This is a genomic window from Myxococcus virescens, assembly GCF_900101905.1.
In the GTDB taxonomy this organism is placed as follows: Bacteria; Myxococcota; Myxococcia; order Myxococcales; family Myxococcaceae; genus Myxococcus; species Myxococcus virescens.
This window is the reverse complement of record NZ_FNAJ01000010.1, coordinates 183,026-200,699: the sequence shown is the minus strand read 5'-3', so window position 1 is coordinate 200,699 and position 17,674 is coordinate 183,026. Positions and strand designations below refer to the sequence as shown.

Genomic DNA, 17,674 nt, shown 5'->3' with positions numbered 1-17,674 from the left:
GATACCCCCTCGGGAGGTCATCAAACGTACCGCGAACCTTTCCGGGGGGCAGCCGGCCTCACGTGCGGACTGTGATGGAGGCAGGGGACGTGGTAACCCTTCCGCACCACCGAATGCACATCATCCTGCTGCACAACCGCGACCACGACCTCCTTGAGGACGACCCTGGGCGGGAGGCCCGGGAGGATGTGGTCCGTGTCGTCTCCTCCATGGCGGACGCCCTCAACCGGGGCGACACCCTGGCCGAACCGCTCGCCATCGAAGGTGACCGGCTCGACTTCATGGACACCCTGCGCCGGTGCCAGCCGGACCTGGTCGTCAACCTCTGCGAGTCGTTGGCGGCCGACAGCCGGGGCGAGATGGCCATCCCCTGCCTGCTGGACGCGCTGGGGCTGGCCTACACGGGCTCGAGCGCGCTGTCCCTGGGGCTGGCGCTGCACAAGCCCAAGGCGAAGGAAGTCCTCACCGCGCGCGGCGTGTCCACGCCGCCCTTCCACGTGGTGGAGCGCCTGGAGGATGCGCTGGCGGTGGACCTGCCCTGGCCGCTCATCGTCAAGCCCGCGCGGGAAGACGCCAGCATGGGCGTGACGTCGGAGTCCGTGGTGCATGAGCGCGCCGCGCTGGTCCGCGCCTGTGACGCGGTGCTCCGTGAGTTTCATCAGCCGGCCCTGGTGGAGCAGTTCATCCCCGGGCGGGAAATCTATGTGCCGCTGCTCGGCAACCGGCCGCGCCAGGCGCTGCCCCTGACGGAAATCGTCTTCGGTCGTACGTTCGAGGACAGACCCAACATCGTCTCCTACAACGCCAAGTGGGAGGCGGCGTCGGCGGAGTACCGGGACACCACCAGCGGATTGTGCCGGCTGGACGCGAACCTGGAGTCCCGTTGCGTGCAGGTCGCGCTGGAAGCCTTTGCAGCACTGGACTGTCAGGACTATGGACGGGTCGACCTCCGGGTATCCCCGGAGGGCGTGCCCTACGTCATCGACATCAACCCCAACTGCGACCTTCATCCGAGCGCGGGGTTCGCCAAGGCCGCCCTGGCCGCCGGAATGGACTATCCGGCCCTGGCGTCCCGGCTCGTGGAGGTCGCGCTCGAGAGAGCACATGGACATCCGTCCCATCGAAGAAAAGGATCGGGCGCCAATCGCCGCCCTGATTCGAAAGATCGAAACCTTCTCGCCGCAGGAGGTTGAGGTCGCCATCGAGCTGGCGAACACCACGCTCACGCCGGGCAACACGGACTACGCCATCATCGTCGCGGACCGCGACGGCGAGCTCGTGGGCTACATCTGCTACGGCCCCACGCCGATGACGGAGGACACCTACGACCTGTACTGGATTGCGTCCGCACCGGAAGTTCGCGGCCAGGGCGTAGGCGCGGCGCTGGTGTCCGCCATGGAGGGCGACCTGCGCCGCCGCAACGGGCGCCTCATCCGCGTGGAGACGAGCGCCACCGAGGCCTACGGCCCCACGCGCGGCTTCTACGCCTCCATGAAGTACGGCGAGGAGGCCCGCATCCGGGACTTCTACAAGGTGGGGGACGACCTCATCATCCTCACCAAGCGGCTGTAATCCCCACGCCGCCAGGCCGGGCGGGTGAAGACAATGGCCCCTTCCCTCGTTAGAAGGGGCACGATGACTCGCACGCACCGACCGACCTTGCTGGCCCTCGTGCCCCTGTGTGCCCTGCTGGTGGGCGCACCGTCCGCGCTCGCGAGGGCGCCCGCCCCGGCCGCCAAGGCCACTGCCACACAGGCTCCCGTCTCCGACGTGGTGAAGGCCGCCCGGCCCAAGGGCGGCGAGTACTTCGGCCTGTACCTCATGGACAAGAAGGTCGGCTGGCTCTTCACCGACCTGGAAGTCCTGCCGGGCCAGCCCGCGCGGGTGAAGACGACCAACCAGCTCGTCTTCAAGGCCATGGTGGGCTCGCGCGTGTCGGAGCGCATGCATGACGAGGAGCGCATCTACGAGGCGAAGCCCGGTGGGCGTCTGCTGTCCTTCCTCGTGAAGCAGACCGGTGACGGCGGCACGCAAACGCTGGTGGGCACGGCCACCGCGGACGGCTTCCAGGTGGTGCGCAAGCGCCCGGGCCGCCCCGACGAGACGCTGCCCAAGCGGCCTCCGACGAAGGAGCGGGTGGAGGACGCCGACCCGCCGCGCGTGGCGCTGCTGCGCAAGGCGAAGGTGACGGGCTTCTCGTTGGATGGAATGGACCTGGAGTCCTACGGCCTCTCCACCACCGTGGAGCCCGAGGAGCAGCGGACCATCAACGGCGTGCAGGTGAAGCTGGGCAAGGCCGTCACCGTGTCGGAGAAGGAGAAGGTCCCCGTCGTTTCGTACATCACCCAGCGCGGGGAGATGGTGCTGGTGGACTACGGCACGACGATGCAGGCTCGGAAGGAGACGGAGGCCGTCGCGAAGCGGCTGGACCTGGTGGAAGTCTTCGGCCTCACCCGCGTGGTGCTGCCCAAGCCGCTGCCTGAGTCCGCGCGCACCGTGCCCGGCCACGTCACGCTGGTGGTGCAGGGCCTGCCCGCGAAGTTCCAGGAGCAGACGTACCGCCAGCAGTTCAAGCCGCAGCCGGATGGCAGCGTGGAGGTGACGCTGTCCGCCGTCGCGCCCAAGACGCGCAAGCCCCTGCCGCTGAAGGACCCGGAGGGCGGGGAGAACCTCAAGTCCACGCTCATGGTGGAGAGCGACGCGCCGGCCATCCGCGAGCTGGCGAAGCAGCTCGTGGGGACGGAGAAGGACGCGTACCGCATCGCCCAGAAGGTGAATACCTGGGTGTACACCAACCTGGAGAAGGACTACGGCGCCAGCGCGGACCGGGCCACGGACGTGCTGAGCCAGAAGAAGGGCGACTGCACGGAGCACTCGCTCCTGTCCGTGGCGCTGCTGCGCGCGGCGGGCGTGCCCGCCCGGCGCGTGGACGGCGTCATCTACATGGTGAACCAGGACGGCGTGCCCGCCCTCTACTGGCACGAATGGGTGGAGGCCTTCGTGGGCGAGTGGACCCAGCTGGACCCCACCTTCAACCAGGTGGTGGCGGACGCCACGCACTTCGCCTTCGGCAAGGAAGGCAACGCCGAAATCACGCCGCTCATCGGCGCGCTGAAGGTGACGGCCGTCAAGTGACGCAGGCCGCGCCGGCCCCTGCTCAGGGGGCGGTGAGCGCCGCCAACCGCTGGGTCAGCACGTCCGGCTCGGTGACGGGAAGCTCGCAGACGAAGCCCCGGCACAGGTAGGCGGCGGCCCGTCCCTTCACGGGCTCACGTCCTTCGAAAGTCCCTTGCAGCAACGCAGGCACGGGCTGCCCTGGCGCCTTCCAGGCCAGCGCCACCGTGGGCGCGAAGGCACGGTCCATGGCGGCCCGCAGCGGCGCCACGTCGTCGGACGCGCCCGCGACGGTGACGGACGCCGCGCCCTCCAGCAGCGCATCCGCCGCCAGGCCCAGGTAGCCGTAGCCCATGGCGTTTCGCACGAGCCCGTCGTGCATCCGCGCCACGTAGCGCTCCGGCAACTCCAGGTGCTGCTTGTCACCCGAGAGCGCCGCCAGCTCCACCTGCGCCTCCGTCAGCGTGGAGGCGCCGGACGGGAAGGCGTTGTCGAAGAGGCCGTACGTCGCCACCACCAGGTCCTTCTGTCCCCGGGGCGCGGTGAGGTACGCCGCCTTCTCCGCGTCCCAGAAGAGGTCCACGGCCCGGCGCACCAGCGCGTCCGCCGCCTCCAGGTACTTCACGTCGAAGGTGGCCTGGTAGAGCGCGGTGAGGCCCGAGGCCAGGTCACCGTAGTCCTCCAGGAAGCCGTCGATGCGCGCCTGTCCCTCCTGGTACGAGCGCGCCAGCCGCGTCCCGTCCCACGCCTTCTCCAGCACGAAGTCCGCGGCGTCCGCCGCCCACTTCGCCCACTCCGGCCGGCCGAAGACGCGCGAGGCCAACGCGAGCCCGCGAATCATGAGCCCGTTCCATCCCGACAGCAGCTTGTCGTCCCGGCCCGGCTTCACCCGCCGCTCCCGCGCGTCGAAGAGCGTCTGCTTCGCCGCGGCCAGCTCGCGCTCCACGGCGTCTTCGGAGACGCCGCGCTCCCGCGCCAGCTCCGCCACGGGCACCACCACCTCCAGCACCGTCGCGCCATGCTCGAAGTTGCCGCCGGGCTTGATTCCGAAGTGACGCAGCACCAGCTCCGCCTGCGCTTCCGGCAAGGCCGCGCGGACCTCCTCCGGGCGCCAGACGAAGAACTTCCCCTCCTCGCCCTCGCTGTCCGCGTCCTGCGCCGCGTAGAAGCCGCCACCCGCGTCGGTCATCTCGCGGCGCACATAGGCCACCGTCTCCTCCACCACCTTGCGCCACAGCGGGCGCGGCTCCACCTGCTGCGCCTGCGCGTAGAGGTGCAGGAGCTGCGCGTTGTCGTAGAGCATCTTCTCGAAGTGGGGCACCAGCCAGCGCTCGTCCACCGAGTACCGGTGGAAGCCGCCTCCCAACTGGTCATAGATGCCGCCCAGGGCCATGCGCTCCAACGTCAGGAACACCGCGTCCTTCAACGGCGCGCCCCCGCCTCTTCGCCACGCGCGCAGCATCAGCGCGAAGTTCATCGGGTTGGGGAACTTGGGCGCGCCGCCGAAGCCCCCGTGGACCGCGTCCACCTGCTTCGCCATGCGCTGGCCCATGCCCACCACGTCCGTCGCCGTCAGCACGGCGGGCGCGGCCTCCAGCCCGTAGGTGGCCAGCTCCCCGAGCCCCTCCTCGAACTGGGCCGACTGCCGCTGCACCTCGTCCTGCTTGTTCTCCCACGCGTCCCGCAGCGCCATCAGCAGCCGGGGGAAGCCCGGGCGCCCATAGCGGTCCTGCGGCGGGAAGTAGGTGCCGCCGTAGAAGGGCTTCAGGTCTGGCGTGAGGAACACCGTGAGCGGCCAGCCGCCGCCCTGTCCCATGAGCTGCACCACGCCTTGATAAATCTGGTCCAGGTCTGGCCGCTCCTCGCGGTCCACCTTGATGTTGATGAAGCCCTCGTTCATCAGCCGGGCCGTCTCGGGTGACTCGAACGACTCGTGCGCCATGACGTGGCACCAGTGACAGGCGGAGTAGCCCACGGACAGCAGGATGGGCTTGTTCTCCGCCTTCGCCTTCGCGAGCGCCTCCTCCCCCCAGGGGAACCAGTCCACGGGGTTGTGTGCGTGTTGGCGCAGATACGGAGAGGGTTCCCGGGCCAGACGGTTGGAAGTGTCAGCTGACGGAGGGGGCGTGGCCATCGGAACTCCAGGAAGAGGAATGGCTGTCGAGATACGAACCCGCGTGAAGGCGGGCAAGCCGAAAGCACTGGAGGGATGGTGGTCAACAGAGGGGCGGACGGAGTAGGTCGCCGCCGTGTCTCCGCCGTCTCCCGCCTCGACGGGCCTCAGTCTGAAGACCTGCGTGGCGCTGTTCGGCGTGGCGATGGCGGCGCGGCTCGCCCTGGTGCTGGGCACGGACGTCTACTTCGACACCGCCTATTACTGGCAATGGGCCCGCAAGCTCGACTGGGGCTACTTCGACCATCCACCGTTGGTGGCCTGGCACATCGCCCTGCTGGGCATCGAGGGCACGGCGATGCTGTGCGGCGTGGGGACGGTGGCCGCGGTGTGGCGGCTGGCGCGCGACGTCCATGGCGACGCGGCGATGGCCTGGCGGGCGGCGGCGCTGTGGAGCGTCGTCCCCGCGGGCGCGGTGGCCGGCGTGTGGCCCACGCCCGACTCGCCCCTGCTCCTGTTCTGGACGCTGGCCCTGTGGGCCCTGTGGCGGGAGCGATGGGTCCTGGCGGGACTGGCCGGAGGGTGCGCCCTGCTGTCGAAGTACCCGGCCGTGCTGCTGGGCGTGGCGTTCCTCATCACCACGGTGCGAGCGCGGCGGATGCCCTGGGGCGCGTGGCGCACGGCGACGCTGGCGGGCGCCTTCTTCGCGCCGGTGGTGTTCTGGAACGCGGGCCATGACTGGGTGGGCTTCGCCTTCCAGCTCAGCCATGGTCTGGGCCGCGACTGGCGCAGCAGTTGGAGCACCTTCGGTGAGTTCCTCGCGGGCCAGCTCGCCCTGGGAGGACCGGTGCTCTTTCCCCTCGCGCTGGTGTACGGCGTGCGCGGTCCGCGCGAGCACTTCCTGCTGCGCATGGCGGCCTGCGTCCCCCTGCTCTTCTTCGGCTACGCGTCGCTGCGCACCCGAGGCGAGGCCAACTGGCCGTCCGCGGCGTACCTCGCGGCCTGCGTGGGCGTGGCGGGCATGCGGCCCATCTGGCAGCGCGCGGCGGCGTTCAGCGGGCTGGCGGTGGTGCTGGTGGTGGGCTCGCACCTGCTCTTCCCCGTGCTCCACTTCCGCCGGGACAGGGCGCTGTGGCGGACGCACGGCTGGAGCGTGCTGCGCGAATTGGCCACGCCGCAGCGATTGTTCCCGGAGCTGACGCCCGACAACGTCGCCGCCGTCTACGCGCCCAACTACCAACTGGCGTCCCAGGTGGCCTACTACGCGCGGCGGCTCACGAAGACGGGGGCGCCGGCCCGCTTCAGCCAGTATGACCTCTGGGCCGACCCGGACGTGACGCCCGGGCAGGACGTCCTGTGGGTGAGCGAAGGCGGAGCGCAGCCCCCCGAGGAGCTGACCTCTCGCTTCACCACGGTGGAAGGCCCCGTGGAGTTCTTCGGTGACTTTCGTGGGCGACGGTTACACACCTTCCAGGTGTGGCGGCTGCGAGCGCGCAAGCCCTGAGCGCCGACCACGGGCGCAATGCCTCCACCCCTGGCCAACCGGCCTTGTTCACCGACGGGCAGTCTGGCCCCCTGCCTTTGACGGTGCCACGGGTGAGCCCTAGGTTTCCGGCTCCAGGTGCGGTGGAGGAGCCGATCTCTCCCGGGGGCCCGCGGACCTGCTTCCAGGAGGGGCTTCGCCGTGACGCACGCATTCCAGTCCCCTGCCGCGCCGGATGACGTGGCCCGGATGAACCGCTCCCGGCGGCTCGTGGTGGAGGCCCTGGGCTGCGGACTGCTCGTGGTCGCGCTGGAGGGCGCCCACCATGGCGCCGAGCACCTGGGTGTGAGCGCCACGGATGGGCGCCTCTTCATGTCCCTGGCGGCGGGCGCGGTGCTGGCATGTCTGGCCTACGTGCTTCAACCGCTCACGGGCGCGCACTTCAATCCCGCGCTCACCTTCGCGGATGCGCTCGAAGACGGCACACCGTGGCGCGACGTGCCGCTGTACGTGCTGGCGCAGGTGGGCGGCGCCGTCGCGGGCCGGTGGGTGGCCCACGTCATGTGTCACGAGCCGATGCTCGTCGGCGCGAGTGCGCCCGCGGCCAGCTTGGCGCAGTTCGTCACGGAGCTGGTGTCCACCTTCGGGTTGCTCGTCATGGTGCGCGGCTGCGTGCGGAATCGCCCCACCGCGATTCCACTGGTCGTCGCCGGCTATCTGGCCGCCACCGTCTGGTTCACCGACTCCCGGGCCCTGGCGAACCCGGCGCTCATCCTCGCCCGGGCGTTCAGCACCCGCCCCAGTGCCATGCACTCCATGGACGTGGAGTCCATCATCGCCGCGCAACTGCTGGGCGCCGCGCTCGCGGTGCTGCTCTTCCGCTGGTTGCAGCGGGCGCCACGAATGAAGCAGGCCCGCGTCTGGTCCATCGTCTTCAAATGCTCGCGGCCGGAGGTCGCGCAGCAGGCCGTGGGCATCTTCAACCACCTGGCCTCGCCCCAGCGCGCGCGGGCCACGACGCAATGGCGCGCTGGCGATGACTCGGACCTGCCACCGCTCATCGTCCGGCTGGTGCTCGCGGGAGAACCCTCCGAGCCATCACACCCTGACGGTGTCTCCTGGCAACTGCGGGTCCCCGCCGACGCGGTGACCACCGAGGAGCCCCGGCTCCGCGCGGAGCTCCGAGCCCCCATCCGCCAACTCCTCCGAAACCGGGGCTGGCTGCGGCTCCACGCCGTCGGAGACGCGGCGCGAGAAGGCCCCAGCGGGCCGCGGCCCTAACCCAGCCGGCGGTGACGCGCCCGGAACAGCGCGTCGTACAGCCCCAGGAAGAGGTGCCCGCCCAACGTCAGGCCCTGCTCAATCTCGGCGGCCCCCGCGTCCGTCTCGTAGGGCGCATCCAGCTGCCGGTAGAAGCCTTCCGCGTGCTCCTCGTCGAGGTCCGCGTGCGTGGGGTAGTGCACCACCTCGCCATGCTGGAGCCAGCCCCGCGCGACGATGCCGCGGCCCAGGTCCAGGGAGATGCCACTGAACAGGTCCTCGATGATGCCGAACACGGCGAGCCCCGTGAGCGGCCCCTCGAACGCGGCGATGCCGGTGAGCGCGACGTTGAAGGCACGCACCTCCGGCCAGGTCACATGGTGCTCCACGCGAGCGGTCTCAACGCCCAGGCGCGAGAGGAGCAGGTGGAACGTGCGCTCGTGGCCGTGAGCCAACGTGCCGCGTCCGTGCTCGTCGAAGATGTTCTCCACCAATGGCAGCCGCTGGTGGGGCTGAGGCAGCCGGCTGGCCAGCATCGCCATGGGTCTGGAGAAGTGCGCCACCGCGGAGGAGAACTGGAGCTGCGTTTCGACGAAGTCCTCCCGCGAGAAGGTGCCGTCTCTCAGCGCGCGCAGGTAGGGCGCATCCAATGCGTTCCACTCCGCCTTGAGCCCGGCGATGTGCTGACGCAGCTTCAGATTTCGGATGAGGGAAGGTGCACCCATGCTGGCGCTCTGACAGGAAAGGAGAGGTCGAGAGAATAGACGGTGCACACCGAATCAGGAGCGATGCCCGCCTCTCGCAGCCAGTGGACGTGGTCCTCCAGCCGCTCGTCGATGCTGAAGCAGGCGAGCGCCTCCTCCCCGAGCGCCGCCAGCTCCACACCGCAGGTCCGAAGGTACTCGCCCCAACCGTGCGTCCAGGCTTCAGGCGGCGCCGACAGGTGGACCAGGGGCCACGGGCGACCCGTGGACAGCCGCTGAAGGTCCTTGGCCCCCGCCGTGGTGCACCACCCCGCCCCTTCCAGCGTCCTGGCGGGCGCGGGCCCCAGGCGGAGCCCTGCTCCCGTGGGGCGCGGGGGTGCACTCCGCGTCTCCAACGCCTGAAGCCGAGCGGGCGGCACGAAGTAGAGCGCGAGCTGGCTCGCGGGGCGCCCCATGCGCAGCGGATTCCACCCACGGGCGATGCGCATCACGTCGCCCCGGGCGCCGCGCATGGCCGCGCCGTAGAGGAAACGAATCCGACGCAGCGGGGGAATGAGGAAGAGGTGCTTGAGGCCCTGGAGCAGGAGCTTCGTGGAGAGCCCGGAGCCCCGCGCGTGCTTCGCCAGCTTGAGGTCGCAGATGTAGAGCGCGTCCACCTTCCGCGTCCCGTGCCACACCGGGCGCAACACCCCCGTCACGGAGCCGAGCAGGTCGTCGCCACGGAGCGCCAGCAGGAAGTACGCCTCTCCCATGGAGGAGAAGAACGGGTGGTACCCGGGCCCATGGTCGATGAAGAAGTGGTCGGCCCCATCCGCGAGGGGATAGAGGATTTCACGCTCCAGCAGGCGCAGCCGCTCGACATAGGGCCCGAGCGAGTCGGGCCGGGCAACGATGAAGCGCACGTCACTCATGGGCTGTCTGGCACGCGGAAGCCGACCTCGATGCGCTCGTAGAACAGGCTCCGGTCCCTGGCAAGCAGCTCCGCGCCGAGCGCGTCATCGAACCTGAAGGCGGGCTGGAAGAAGCGGCGAAGGTCCCGGCGGTTGTTGAGCTGACGGATGAGGACGGCGCAACCGGGCCGTGCCTCACGCGCGAGCAACCCCGCCCACTCCGCCACCAGCGCGTCCTCCGACCAGTCGAAGATGTTGGAGAGCGAGATGACGTCGAAGCGGTCCAGGCGCGGCACATCCGGCAAGGAGCCCTGGACGAGCGTCAGCGCCAGCGGGCCTTCGGCCCGAAGGTACTCGGGGGCATCCTCACGCAGGTACCTGCCGAGCAGCACGTGCTGGAGGAAGGGATTTCGAGGAGCATCCTCCCGCTGGAGCCCGCGTTCGAAGACCGCCTGGAAATAGCCAGGATATGAGCCGGGCTCGGCATGCTGTGTCGCCGCGGGTCCGAACATGGTGTTCAGCAGCGGCGCCGCCAGGGCCAGCTCGAAGGCCACGGGCCAGTAGGGCGAGGCGAACCAGCGGGCACAGGCCTCCCGGCGTTGTGAGGCCGTGGTGGCCGGCGCGAAGAACGCGGCGAGCTCGAGCGCAGGCGCGACGAACTCCTCGATGAAGCGGCGAAGCGTGCGGAAGAGCCCCTCAAATTCGCCGCGCTGATTCAGGGCCGCCGCGTCCTCCGCTTCCACGCTGTAGCGCGACAGCGGAAGGCGGCCGAGCCCCGCTGCCTTCTCCCGGACATGCGCGAGCTGACGCGGGTTGAAATCGAAGCCCACCAGCTCGAGCGCTGGATGCCGCCGCGCCAGGGTGAGGAGCGTGCAGCCTCCCGAGGCCACCGTGAGCACGGCCCGTGCCCGCGTGCGCTCGACGAGCGCCAGCTCCAGCGCGGCATCCTCCCGGACAACGGCGAACTTCAAGCGAAGGGGCGGCGTCGAAACCAGGCCAGGTTCCATGGCATGGTTCTACCTCGGAACCCCCATGCCGCTCGCGACAGAATCCCTCACCCCTTCGCAGTTGCGTGAATTGGAGCAGGTCGATGCGCGGCACGTTCCGCGGCTCGCCGTGTTCCTCATGCTCTACCTGGGCGCGGCGGCGCTGTCCGTGGTGCTCGCGGCGCGGGATGCGGCCTGGACAGACTGGCTCGCTCGCGCCCCGCTGTACCTCATCGCCGCGGCGTCGTTGCATGGCATCAGCCTGTTCACCCACGAGGCCGTCCACGGTGGCCTCGCGCGGCGGCCCTGGTTGAACCGGCTGGGTGGCATCGCCTGCGCGCTCCCGGTGTTGCAGAACTACGCGGCCTACAAGGTGCTGCACCTGAAGCACCATGCCGACCTGGGCGGAGGGAAGGACCCGGACCACTACGCCAACTACACGGGTCGGCGGTGGCTGGAGCTGTTGATGCATGTGGGCCGGCTGCTGCTCGGTTACCCCGCGTACATCACGATGATTCCCATCCTGGGTTGGCGACAGGGAACGACCGCCGAGCGCCGATGGGTAATGTTCGAAGTGGCGCTGGCCGTCGCGAGCCTGACGGCCGCGGTCATCTTCATCCCCGGACAGGTGCTGCTCCATGCCTGGGCGATTCCGATGCTCCTCCTCAACACCCTGGTCAACGTCCGGGGCATGAGCCAGCACACCTTCCTGCCAGAGAGCACGCACCCGGTCCGAGGCTCCCGGACCATCCTGTCGAACCCGGTGACGCGCTTCTTCATGTGCAACGAGAACTACCACCTGGAGCACCACCTGTACCCTCGGGTGCCCTGGTACAACCTGCCCGAGCTGCACCGGACGCTGCGCGCGGACCTCGTCGCGCAGGGGGCGCCCTTCATCCCGTCCTACTTCTCGTTCGTGCGCGGCGTCCTCTCCGGTTCGCTCATCCGAGGGGCGAAACCCGCCACGCCCGATGCTTGAGCGGCTGTACCCGCACGAAGTCCTGCTCGCGGCGTTCGGCATCGCCCTCTCGACGGCGCTGGTGTTCGTCGCGGGAGTCTCCGCGGCGGCCACCGTGCAAGCCGTTGGCGGCACGGTGCTGTTCATGGCCAGCGTGGCGCTGCTGGCGCGACTGGATGCAGTGGCCCATGTCTTCCGGGCACGGCTGCTGCTCGCCTACGTCGCGACGTTCTTCTTCTATGCCTCCGTGAAGCAGGCCGTCCCCGCGCTGGGGCTCGTGACGCGTGACGCCTGGCTCCTGTCCGCGGACGTGTTCCTGTTCGGCATCACCCCAGCCGCCTGGCTCCAGCGGTGGAGCACACCCTGGGTCAACGAGTTCTTCAGTGCCAGCTATCTGGCGTTCCACGGCTACCTGCACCTCGCCATGGCCTGGGCGCTGGTGGGGCCCCGTGCACGGGCGGAGCGCTTCTTCATCGACGTCTTCTCCGCCTATGTCCCGGGCATCGTCGGCTACTACTTGATGCCCGCCATCGGGCCCGTGGCCGCCTGGCCGGAGCTGTTCACCCTCCCCATCGAGGGCGGATGGTTCACACAACTGAATGCCGCCGTCGTGGCGAGCGGCTCGTCCACCTACGACCTCTTCCCCAGCCTGCACACGTACATCACGCTGGTGCTGCTCGAACACGACCGGCGCCAGCACCCGTGGCGATTCCGTCTGATGGTGCCCGTCGCCGTGGCCATCCTCATGTCCACGCTGGTGCTGCGTTACCACTATGCCGTGGACCTGCTTGCGGGCGCCGTGTGGTTCATGGGGTTTCGCGCCTGCTTCCCCCGGCTTCTGGCTCGCTGGGAGGCGCGGACGGCGCTATCGAAGCGCGAAGCGCCGACGGTAGGCGTCGGGTGACAGTCCGATGCGCGCCTTGCAGCAGGAATGGACCGTGGTCATCCGCTCCACGCATGACGTGGAGAAGACGTCCGAGGGCTGGCGCATCCGCCGCATCATGCTCGCCCCCATCCACTACCGGGGCAACCCGGTGGGGCTGGCGTTCGTGAAAGGCAAGCGCCTCGTCTGAGGCGTCAATCCGGTTCGCGCGTTGCGGCGCTTGTCCGCAGCGCGCCCGGAAGCCGCCACGCCACCACGACGGTCGCGAGCATTCCACCCGCCCCCACCACCAGCAGCGTCACTGGCGCGGACGTCGCGTCCAGCAACAATCCTCCCGCGACGTAGGACAGCCCCGCCGCCACACCAATGGCACCGTAGAAGTTGCCGAACACCCGCCCCCGCATCCCAGCCGGAACCCAGCGCTGGATGAGCGTGTGGCTGGCCACATCCATGGCGGCGATGCCCACACCGCGCACGGCCTGCATCGCGAACGCCGCGGAGACGGCCCAGGCCAAGCCGGTCAGCAGGTTGCCCATGCTGCTCACCGCGAAGCCCAGCACCAGCATCACCGGCATCGCCGCCCCCGCGCCCAGCCGCGCCATCAGCACGTAGCCCGCGACCAGGCCCAGCCCCACCGCGCCCAGCAGCAACCCCACCGCCGAGTCCCCTGCCTGGAAGGTGTCCTTCGCGAGCAACACCAGCGCCACGTCATCCACGCCGTTGAAGGCCACCACGGCGCAGAAGCCCAACGCGACGACGCGGGCCACCCGCGCCCGCCAGAGGTAGACGAGCCCATCCCGTGCCTGCCGGAACAACGACACGGGCGGCGCGGCGCCGTCATGCCCGGGCGGCACGGACGGCAGCGCCACCAACAAGCCCGCGGACAGGAAGAAGGACGCCGCGTCCACCAACAGCACGCCCTGGAGCCCCACGAGCGGAAACATCGCCGCCGCGAGCAACGGCCCCAACGCTTCGGCGGCCTGCGTCCCGAAGCCCACGCTGGCGTTGGCGGCCTCCAGGTCCTCGCTCCGCACCAACGCGGGCACCACCGCCCGGGAGGCTGGCTGGAACACCTGTCCGGCAATCGCTCGCGCGGCGACCAGCGCCAGCAGCACCGGCAGTGGCGGCATCGTGAGCGCGATGAGTGCCAGGAGCGCGCCCTGGAGCAGCTCACAGGCAATCATCACTCGCTTGAGGTCGAACCGGTCACTGATGGCCCCGGTGAGCGGCCCCAGCAAGGCGGGTGCGAAGTCCCCCACGAGCAGCAACAGGGAGACAGCCAGCGCCTGCCCCGTCTGCTCCGCGACATACAGCATGAGCGCCACCAGGCTGAGCGCATCCCCCGTGAAGGAGAGGACTCGCGCGCCCCACAAGGCCCGGAACGCCGGGTGGTGGCGCAGCAACGGCAGGGCCCCTGTCCCGCGCTCGCGGGCGTTTGAATCACTCGCTGGAGCCGACATGCGCCGCGCGTCTCCACCCTTCCGGAAGCAGGCGCTGACACCGTAGAGGAGACGCGTGGCGGGCTTCAATTCTCCAGCCACGGACAGACGGGCATCCGGCCCGGTTCGCGGTGATGGGGCAGCGCAGCGCGGACACCCACGACACCATCACCCACCTGGTGCGCCCGGGCAGCTTCCGGTTCATGTACACCGGGATGGAAGTTCTTCGTCCCGACCGCTGCACATTCCATGGCGTGGGAATTGTCCCGAATGGAGCGATTGTGCCCATCACGGAAGACTTCGCGACGGGCAGAGACGCAGCGCTTTTGAAGGCCATCGACGTGCGCCAGGCACACGAGCAGGCGTTCGCCGGCGTGAATGCGGACAGCGCCTTTCGATGCGGGCATGTGAAGCGAGAGGATGGCGCTCCACACCCCGTGGAAAGGAGCAGTCATGAACTCACGTTTTCTTGCTGTCGCTGTCCTGGGTGCCGCGATGTTCACCGGCTGTGGTGAGCCGGAGACCACCCCTGAGACGCCCGCTGGAGAAGGCGTTGTCATCCCGCCAATGGAGACGCAGGAAGGGTCCGCCACTGTCACCGCCGCCGCGTACTGCGACGACGTGACGACGTGGAATTCGGCGTGGACGGCCCTGGAAGACCAGGTGCTCGTGCTCGTCAACGAGCGCCGCGCCGCCGGGGCCGTCTGTGGCGGCGTGGCCAAGCCGCCCGCGCCCGCGCTCAGCAACAACCCCCAGCTGCGGTGTGCGGCGCGCAAGCACTCCAAGGACATGGGCACCAACAACTTCATGAGCCACACGGGCTCGGACGGCTCCACGCCCTGGCAGCGGATGAACTGGGCGGGCTACACATACCGCAACGCCGCGGAGAACATCGCGGCCGGCTACTCCACGGCCCTGGCCGTGGTGAATGGCTGGATGACCAGCACCGGGCACTGCAACAACATCATGAACCCGGCGCTGCTGGAGATTGGCGTCGGCTACTTCAACGCGCCGAGCAGCACGTACCGGCACTACTGGACGCAGTCCTTCGGCCGGCAGTAACACCGGGCTAGAATGCGTGGCCGGGCGCTCATCCAGGGCGCCCGGCTCGCCTCGTTCGTCATGGACCTCGTCCTGCTATTCGTCGGTCTCATCAAGGTGGTGTTCGGCGGCCTCGTCGCCGCGCTGGGCATCTGGCTCGCGCTGCGTGGACTGAGCCGCATCCTCGGCGCCAACCCCGTGGAGGAGCTGCGCCAGGGCAACGTCGCCGCCTGCCTCGTCCACGCCGCCAGCCTGGTGTCGCTGGGCGTGCTGGTACAGCACGCGGTGCAGGCCACGTCGGACGCGCTGGACCTCACCGTGCAGAATCCGCCCCTGCACCTGCTGGTCGTGGGCCGGCTGGTCGCGGTGGCCGTCCTGCACGTCGGGCTGTCACTGGGCGTGGGCGTCACGGTGCTCGGCACGGGCGTGCTGCTGTTCGACCGGATGACGCCGGGCATCGACGAGCTGGCGGAGGTGCGCAAGGGCAACGTCGCGGCGGCGCTCATCCTCTCCGCCATCCTGCTGGTGCTGGCGCTGCTGACCGCCCCGGGTCTCCAGGCGGCGCTCAACGGGCTCATCCCCTTCCCCCAGCTCCCTGAAGGGACGCTGCGCGCGCCCGCGTGAAGACGTTCTTCAAGTGGATGCTCGGCGTGGTGGGCCTCGCCAGCTGCTTCTGCTGCTGCGGCCTGGGCACGCTGGGCCACCTGGCGGGCATGGACATCGCGCCACCGGAGCCCGGCCATCCCAGCGGCGCCCGCGCGGTGGATTTGGGACTGGTGCTGCTCCCGCCGGGCACCTCACCGCAGCGGGCTCGTGATTACGACTGGCGAGCGGACAACATCCAGCCCCCCGAGCACCACGTCTCCTACGGCCTGGGGACGGCGCTGGCCCAGACGCTGGCGGACGAACACGCGGCGCTGGGCCGCCAGCTGCACTACCGCTCACTGGGCAGGGAGCGCTTCTCGTTCAACGCACCGCCCGGCTGTAGCGCCGACATGCGCTGCATCTACGAGGAATTGATGCGCACCAACGCCGAGCCCGTGCGGAGGCTGGGTGACGCCTTCGTCGCCTCCATCCGCGAGCGGAGGCTGGACGCCGCGCAGGCCACGCAGCTCATCCTCGGCTTCGTGCAGCGCATCGACTACGAACTGCCGGAGCACGAGGCCTTCGGCATCGTCCCGCCGGCGCTGGTCCCCGCCGAGAATCGCGGCGACTGCGACTCCAAGGCGGTGCTCGCGGTGATGCTGCTGCGGCAGGCGGGAGTCGACGCGGTGGTGCTGTACTCCGACCCGCTGTCCCACGCGGCGGTGGGCGTGGGGCTGCCCGGCAAGGGCACGGCGCTGCGCTACGCCGGACGCAGCTACCAGTACGCGGAGGTCACCGCCCAGGGCTGGCCGCTGGGCATGATTCCGCCCCAATACGACAAGCCCCGGCTGTGGAAGGTGCTGCCCCTCAACGGAGGCCCGGACACCGCGGGCTGACGCCCCTGGGCATCAGTCCGCCTCGGCCCCGGGCGCCGCGAGCAGGCCCCGCACCAGGTGCTCGTAGGCCTCCTTCATCGGCAGCTCGGAGTCGACCTTGAGCCGCCGCCGGAGTGTCTGGGTCCGCCGGCCATCCCGTGGGTCCACGCCCTCCTTCTGGTACGCCTCCCACCACACCCCGCTTCCACGCCGTTGCCACAGGGGCACGTCGTTGAAGTTGATGCCTCGCTGGAAGAGCAGCTCGTTCTTGTAGCTCACGGGCTTGCCGTCCAGCTCACGGGTGGCCTGCGCCGCGCTCCGGCCCTCCTTGCGCAGCGTCCAGTAGCACCAGCCATGCAGCGAACACCGGCTGCCGTCCGCCTGTCGCCAGAGGAAGTAGTCCAGCACCGCGCGCTCCGAGGCGCCCAGCCATGCACGGCCGTCGAACACCGCCGGGACACCCGCGGCGTGCGTGAAGGTGGCGCTGGCCAGGCCCGCCGCCAGCGACACCACCTTCTCGACGGAGCGGTCGAAGAGCGCCCAGTCCGGCCGGAAGAGCACGGAGATTTCGTCGCTCTGCGTGTACGCGTAGACGCCTTGGAGTTCCTCCAGCATCACGCTGGCGGTGCGCACCATGAACTGGTGGAACACCGGGTCGAAGGGCTTCTCGTAGCGGGCCTCGGTGAAGCGCGAGAAGCCCCGCCCATCCACGCGCAGCACCACCCAGGCGCCCGGCAGCATGCGCTGGTCGTGGAACACCTCGCCCTGTCTTGCTCGCGCCGCCAGTTCCTCAGGGTCCATCGGGTTCCTCCATCCAGGGTTGGACGCGAATGCCACCGTCGGCGTCCAGCGTCACGTAGAACAGTGCGTCGAAGCCCTCCGCGAGCCGGGGCCGTTCGAGCTGCTTCACGGTGGCACGCAACGCCACCTCCGGCACCCGGGCGCGCCCTTCACGCAAGGCATTGCGCGCCAGGCAGTCCTCCAGCTTCGACGCGAAGTAGTAGCCAATGATTCGAGCCTGGTACTCGCGCCCCAGGGCGATGAGTGGCGCGCGCACGTCCGCGGAGGGATTGGTGTTGTCCACCACCACCGGACGGCCCGCAGCCAGCGCCTCGGCGATGTAGCGGCGCTGGCGGGCCTCCTTGCGAACGGCGTGAGGCCACAGGTCCTTGCTGACGTGCACGTGCGTGGCCGCGAAACGCTGCCGGTAGAGGCTGCTCTTGCCCGAGCCCTGCAAGCCAACGAAGAGAACCAGCTCCATGACGGCGGCTCCGGACGCCTCTGCGTGAGAGGGCCTGACAGTGACGGCCCAGGCAATAACGCTGCCACGCGAAAAAGACAGT

General features: G+C 69.6%; 19 protein-coding genes. 11 read left to right on the top strand and 8 right to left on the bottom strand.

What is annotated here, in order from left to right:
• The first annotated feature begins 113 nt into the window (after window positions 1-113).
• From BLU09_RS26400 to BLU09_RS26390, 3 genes are all read left to right on the top strand, one after another.
• Window positions 114-1,193: a D-alanine--D-alanine ligase family protein gene (locus BLU09_RS26400; RefSeq protein WP_090492284.1), complete on the top strand. Its 1,080-nt coding sequence runs from the start codon at window positions 114-116 to the stop codon at window positions 1,191-1,193.
• Complete coding sequence (locus BLU09_RS26395) at window positions 1,105-1,572, top strand: GNAT family N-acetyltransferase (protein ID WP_011555903.1); 468 nt, start codon at window positions 1,105-1,107, stop codon at window positions 1,570-1,572. The genes BLU09_RS26400 and BLU09_RS26395 overlap by 89 nt, the downstream gene beginning before the upstream one ends.
• A 63-nt stretch (window positions 1,573-1,635) precedes the next feature.
• Entirely contained in the window at window positions 1,636-3,135 is a 1,500-nt protein-coding gene (locus tag BLU09_RS26390; RefSeq protein WP_186817943.1) for a transglutaminase-like domain-containing protein, read from the top strand.
• A gap of 22 nt (window positions 3,136-3,157) precedes the next feature.
• On the opposite strand, the gene BLU09_RS26385 is transcribed toward BLU09_RS26390, so the two are convergent.
• Window positions 3,158-5,248 (bottom strand): thioredoxin domain-containing protein, encoded by a 2,091-nt coding sequence (locus BLU09_RS26385; protein WP_090492280.1) that lies wholly within the window; start codon window positions 5,246-5,248, stop codon window positions 3,158-3,160.
• Window positions 5,249-5,363: 115 nt separating this feature from the next.
• Between BLU09_RS26385 and BLU09_RS26380 the strand changes: the two genes are divergently transcribed.
• Together BLU09_RS26380 and BLU09_RS26375 are read left to right on the top strand one after the other, a co-directional pair.
• A complete protein-coding gene (locus BLU09_RS26380) occupies window positions 5,364-6,731 on the top strand; it encodes a glycosyltransferase family 39 protein (protein ID WP_090492279.1) in 1,368 nt (455 codons plus the stop codon).
• 180 nt (window positions 6,732-6,911) lie between these two features.
• On the top strand, window positions 6,912-7,991 hold the full coding sequence (locus tag BLU09_RS26375) for an aquaporin (protein WP_090492277.1): 1,080 nt from the start codon (window positions 6,912-6,914) through the stop codon (window positions 7,989-7,991).
• Here the strand turns inward: BLU09_RS26375 and BLU09_RS26370 are convergent.
• The 3 genes from BLU09_RS26370 to BLU09_RS26360 are packed head-to-tail and all read right to left on the bottom strand — an operon-like array spanning window position 7,988 to window position 10,571.
• Window positions 7,988-8,695: an iron-containing redox enzyme family protein gene (locus BLU09_RS26370; protein ID WP_090492275.1), complete on the bottom strand. Its 708-nt coding sequence runs from the start codon at window positions 8,693-8,695 to the stop codon at window positions 7,988-7,990. The genes BLU09_RS26375 and BLU09_RS26370 overlap by 4 nt on opposite strands.
• Window positions 8,665-9,585, bottom strand: coding sequence for an N-acetyltransferase (locus tag BLU09_RS26365; protein WP_090492273.1), 921 nt, complete (start codon window positions 9,583-9,585; stop codon window positions 8,665-8,667). The genes BLU09_RS26370 and BLU09_RS26365 overlap by 31 nt, the downstream gene beginning before the upstream one ends.
• Window positions 9,582-10,571, bottom strand: coding sequence for a DUF3419 family protein (locus BLU09_RS26360; RefSeq protein ID WP_090492271.1), 990 nt, complete (start codon window positions 10,569-10,571; stop codon window positions 9,582-9,584). The genes BLU09_RS26365 and BLU09_RS26360 overlap by 4 nt, the downstream gene beginning before the upstream one ends.
• Before the next feature lie 25 nt (window positions 10,572-10,596).
• Here BLU09_RS26360 and BLU09_RS26355 point away from each other — a divergent pair, with 25 nt between their 5' ends.
• Genes BLU09_RS26355 through BLU09_RS26345 form a run of 3 tightly spaced genes read left to right on the top strand, consistent with a single transcriptional unit; the run spans window position 10,597 to window position 12,581 of the window.
• Entirely contained in the window at window positions 10,597-11,529 is a 933-nt protein-coding gene (locus tag BLU09_RS26355) for a fatty acid desaturase family protein (RefSeq protein WP_244172041.1), read from the top strand.
• On the top strand, window positions 11,522-12,412 hold the full coding sequence (locus BLU09_RS26350; RefSeq protein WP_090492268.1) for a phosphatase PAP2 family protein: 891 nt from the start codon (window positions 11,522-11,524) through the stop codon (window positions 12,410-12,412). The genes BLU09_RS26355 and BLU09_RS26350 overlap by 8 nt, the downstream gene beginning before the upstream one ends.
• 7 nt (window positions 12,413-12,419) lie before the next feature.
• Window positions 12,420-12,581 (top strand): hypothetical protein, encoded by a 162-nt coding sequence (locus BLU09_RS26345; protein ID WP_244172040.1) that lies wholly within the window; start codon window positions 12,420-12,422, stop codon window positions 12,579-12,581.
• A 4-nt stretch (window positions 12,582-12,585) separates the two neighbouring features.
• Here BLU09_RS26345 and BLU09_RS26340 read toward each other — a convergent pair whose 3' ends face one another.
• Together BLU09_RS26340 and BLU09_RS38910 are read right to left on the bottom strand one after the other, a co-directional pair.
• On the bottom strand, window positions 12,586-13,851 hold the full coding sequence (locus BLU09_RS26340) for an MFS transporter (protein ID WP_244172039.1): 1,266 nt from the start codon (window positions 13,849-13,851) through the stop codon (window positions 12,586-12,588).
• A 65-nt stretch (window positions 13,852-13,916) separates the two neighbouring features.
• Window positions 13,917-14,285 (bottom strand): hypothetical protein, encoded by a 369-nt coding sequence (locus BLU09_RS38910; RefSeq protein ID WP_167371157.1) that lies wholly within the window; start codon window positions 14,283-14,285, stop codon window positions 13,917-13,919.
• Here BLU09_RS38910 and BLU09_RS26335 point away from each other — a divergent pair.
• Genes BLU09_RS26335 through BLU09_RS26325 form a run of 3 tightly spaced genes read left to right on the top strand, consistent with a single transcriptional unit; the run spans window position 14,284 to window position 16,352 of the window.
• Window positions 14,284-14,892 (top strand): CAP domain-containing protein, encoded by a 609-nt coding sequence (locus tag BLU09_RS26335; RefSeq protein WP_244172038.1) that lies wholly within the window; start codon window positions 14,284-14,286, stop codon window positions 14,890-14,892. The two genes, BLU09_RS38910 and BLU09_RS26335, sit on opposite strands and share 2 nt — an antisense overlap.
• A gap of 12 nt (window positions 14,893-14,904) precedes the next feature.
• Entirely contained in the window at window positions 14,905-15,495 is a 591-nt protein-coding gene (locus BLU09_RS26330) for a DUF350 domain-containing protein (protein WP_090492265.1), read from the top strand.
• A complete protein-coding gene (locus BLU09_RS26325; RefSeq protein WP_090492263.1) occupies window positions 15,492-16,352 on the top strand; it encodes a hypothetical protein in 861 nt (286 codons plus the stop codon). The genes BLU09_RS26330 and BLU09_RS26325 overlap by 4 nt, the downstream gene beginning before the upstream one ends.
• Window positions 16,353-16,364: 12 nt before the next feature.
• Here BLU09_RS26325 and BLU09_RS26320 read toward each other — a convergent pair whose 3' ends face one another.
• Together BLU09_RS26320 and BLU09_RS26315 are read right to left on the bottom strand one after the other, a co-directional pair.
• Complete coding sequence (locus tag BLU09_RS26320; RefSeq protein WP_090492261.1) at window positions 16,365-17,132, bottom strand: tRNA(His) guanylyltransferase Thg1 family protein; 768 nt, start codon at window positions 17,130-17,132, stop codon at window positions 16,365-16,367.
• Complete coding sequence (locus BLU09_RS26315; protein ID WP_090492259.1) at window positions 17,122-17,592, bottom strand: ATP-binding protein; 471 nt, start codon at window positions 17,590-17,592, stop codon at window positions 17,122-17,124. Before BLU09_RS26315 ends, BLU09_RS26320 begins: the two co-directional genes overlap by 11 nt.
• Between the last annotated feature and the right edge of the window lie 82 nt (window positions 17,593-17,674).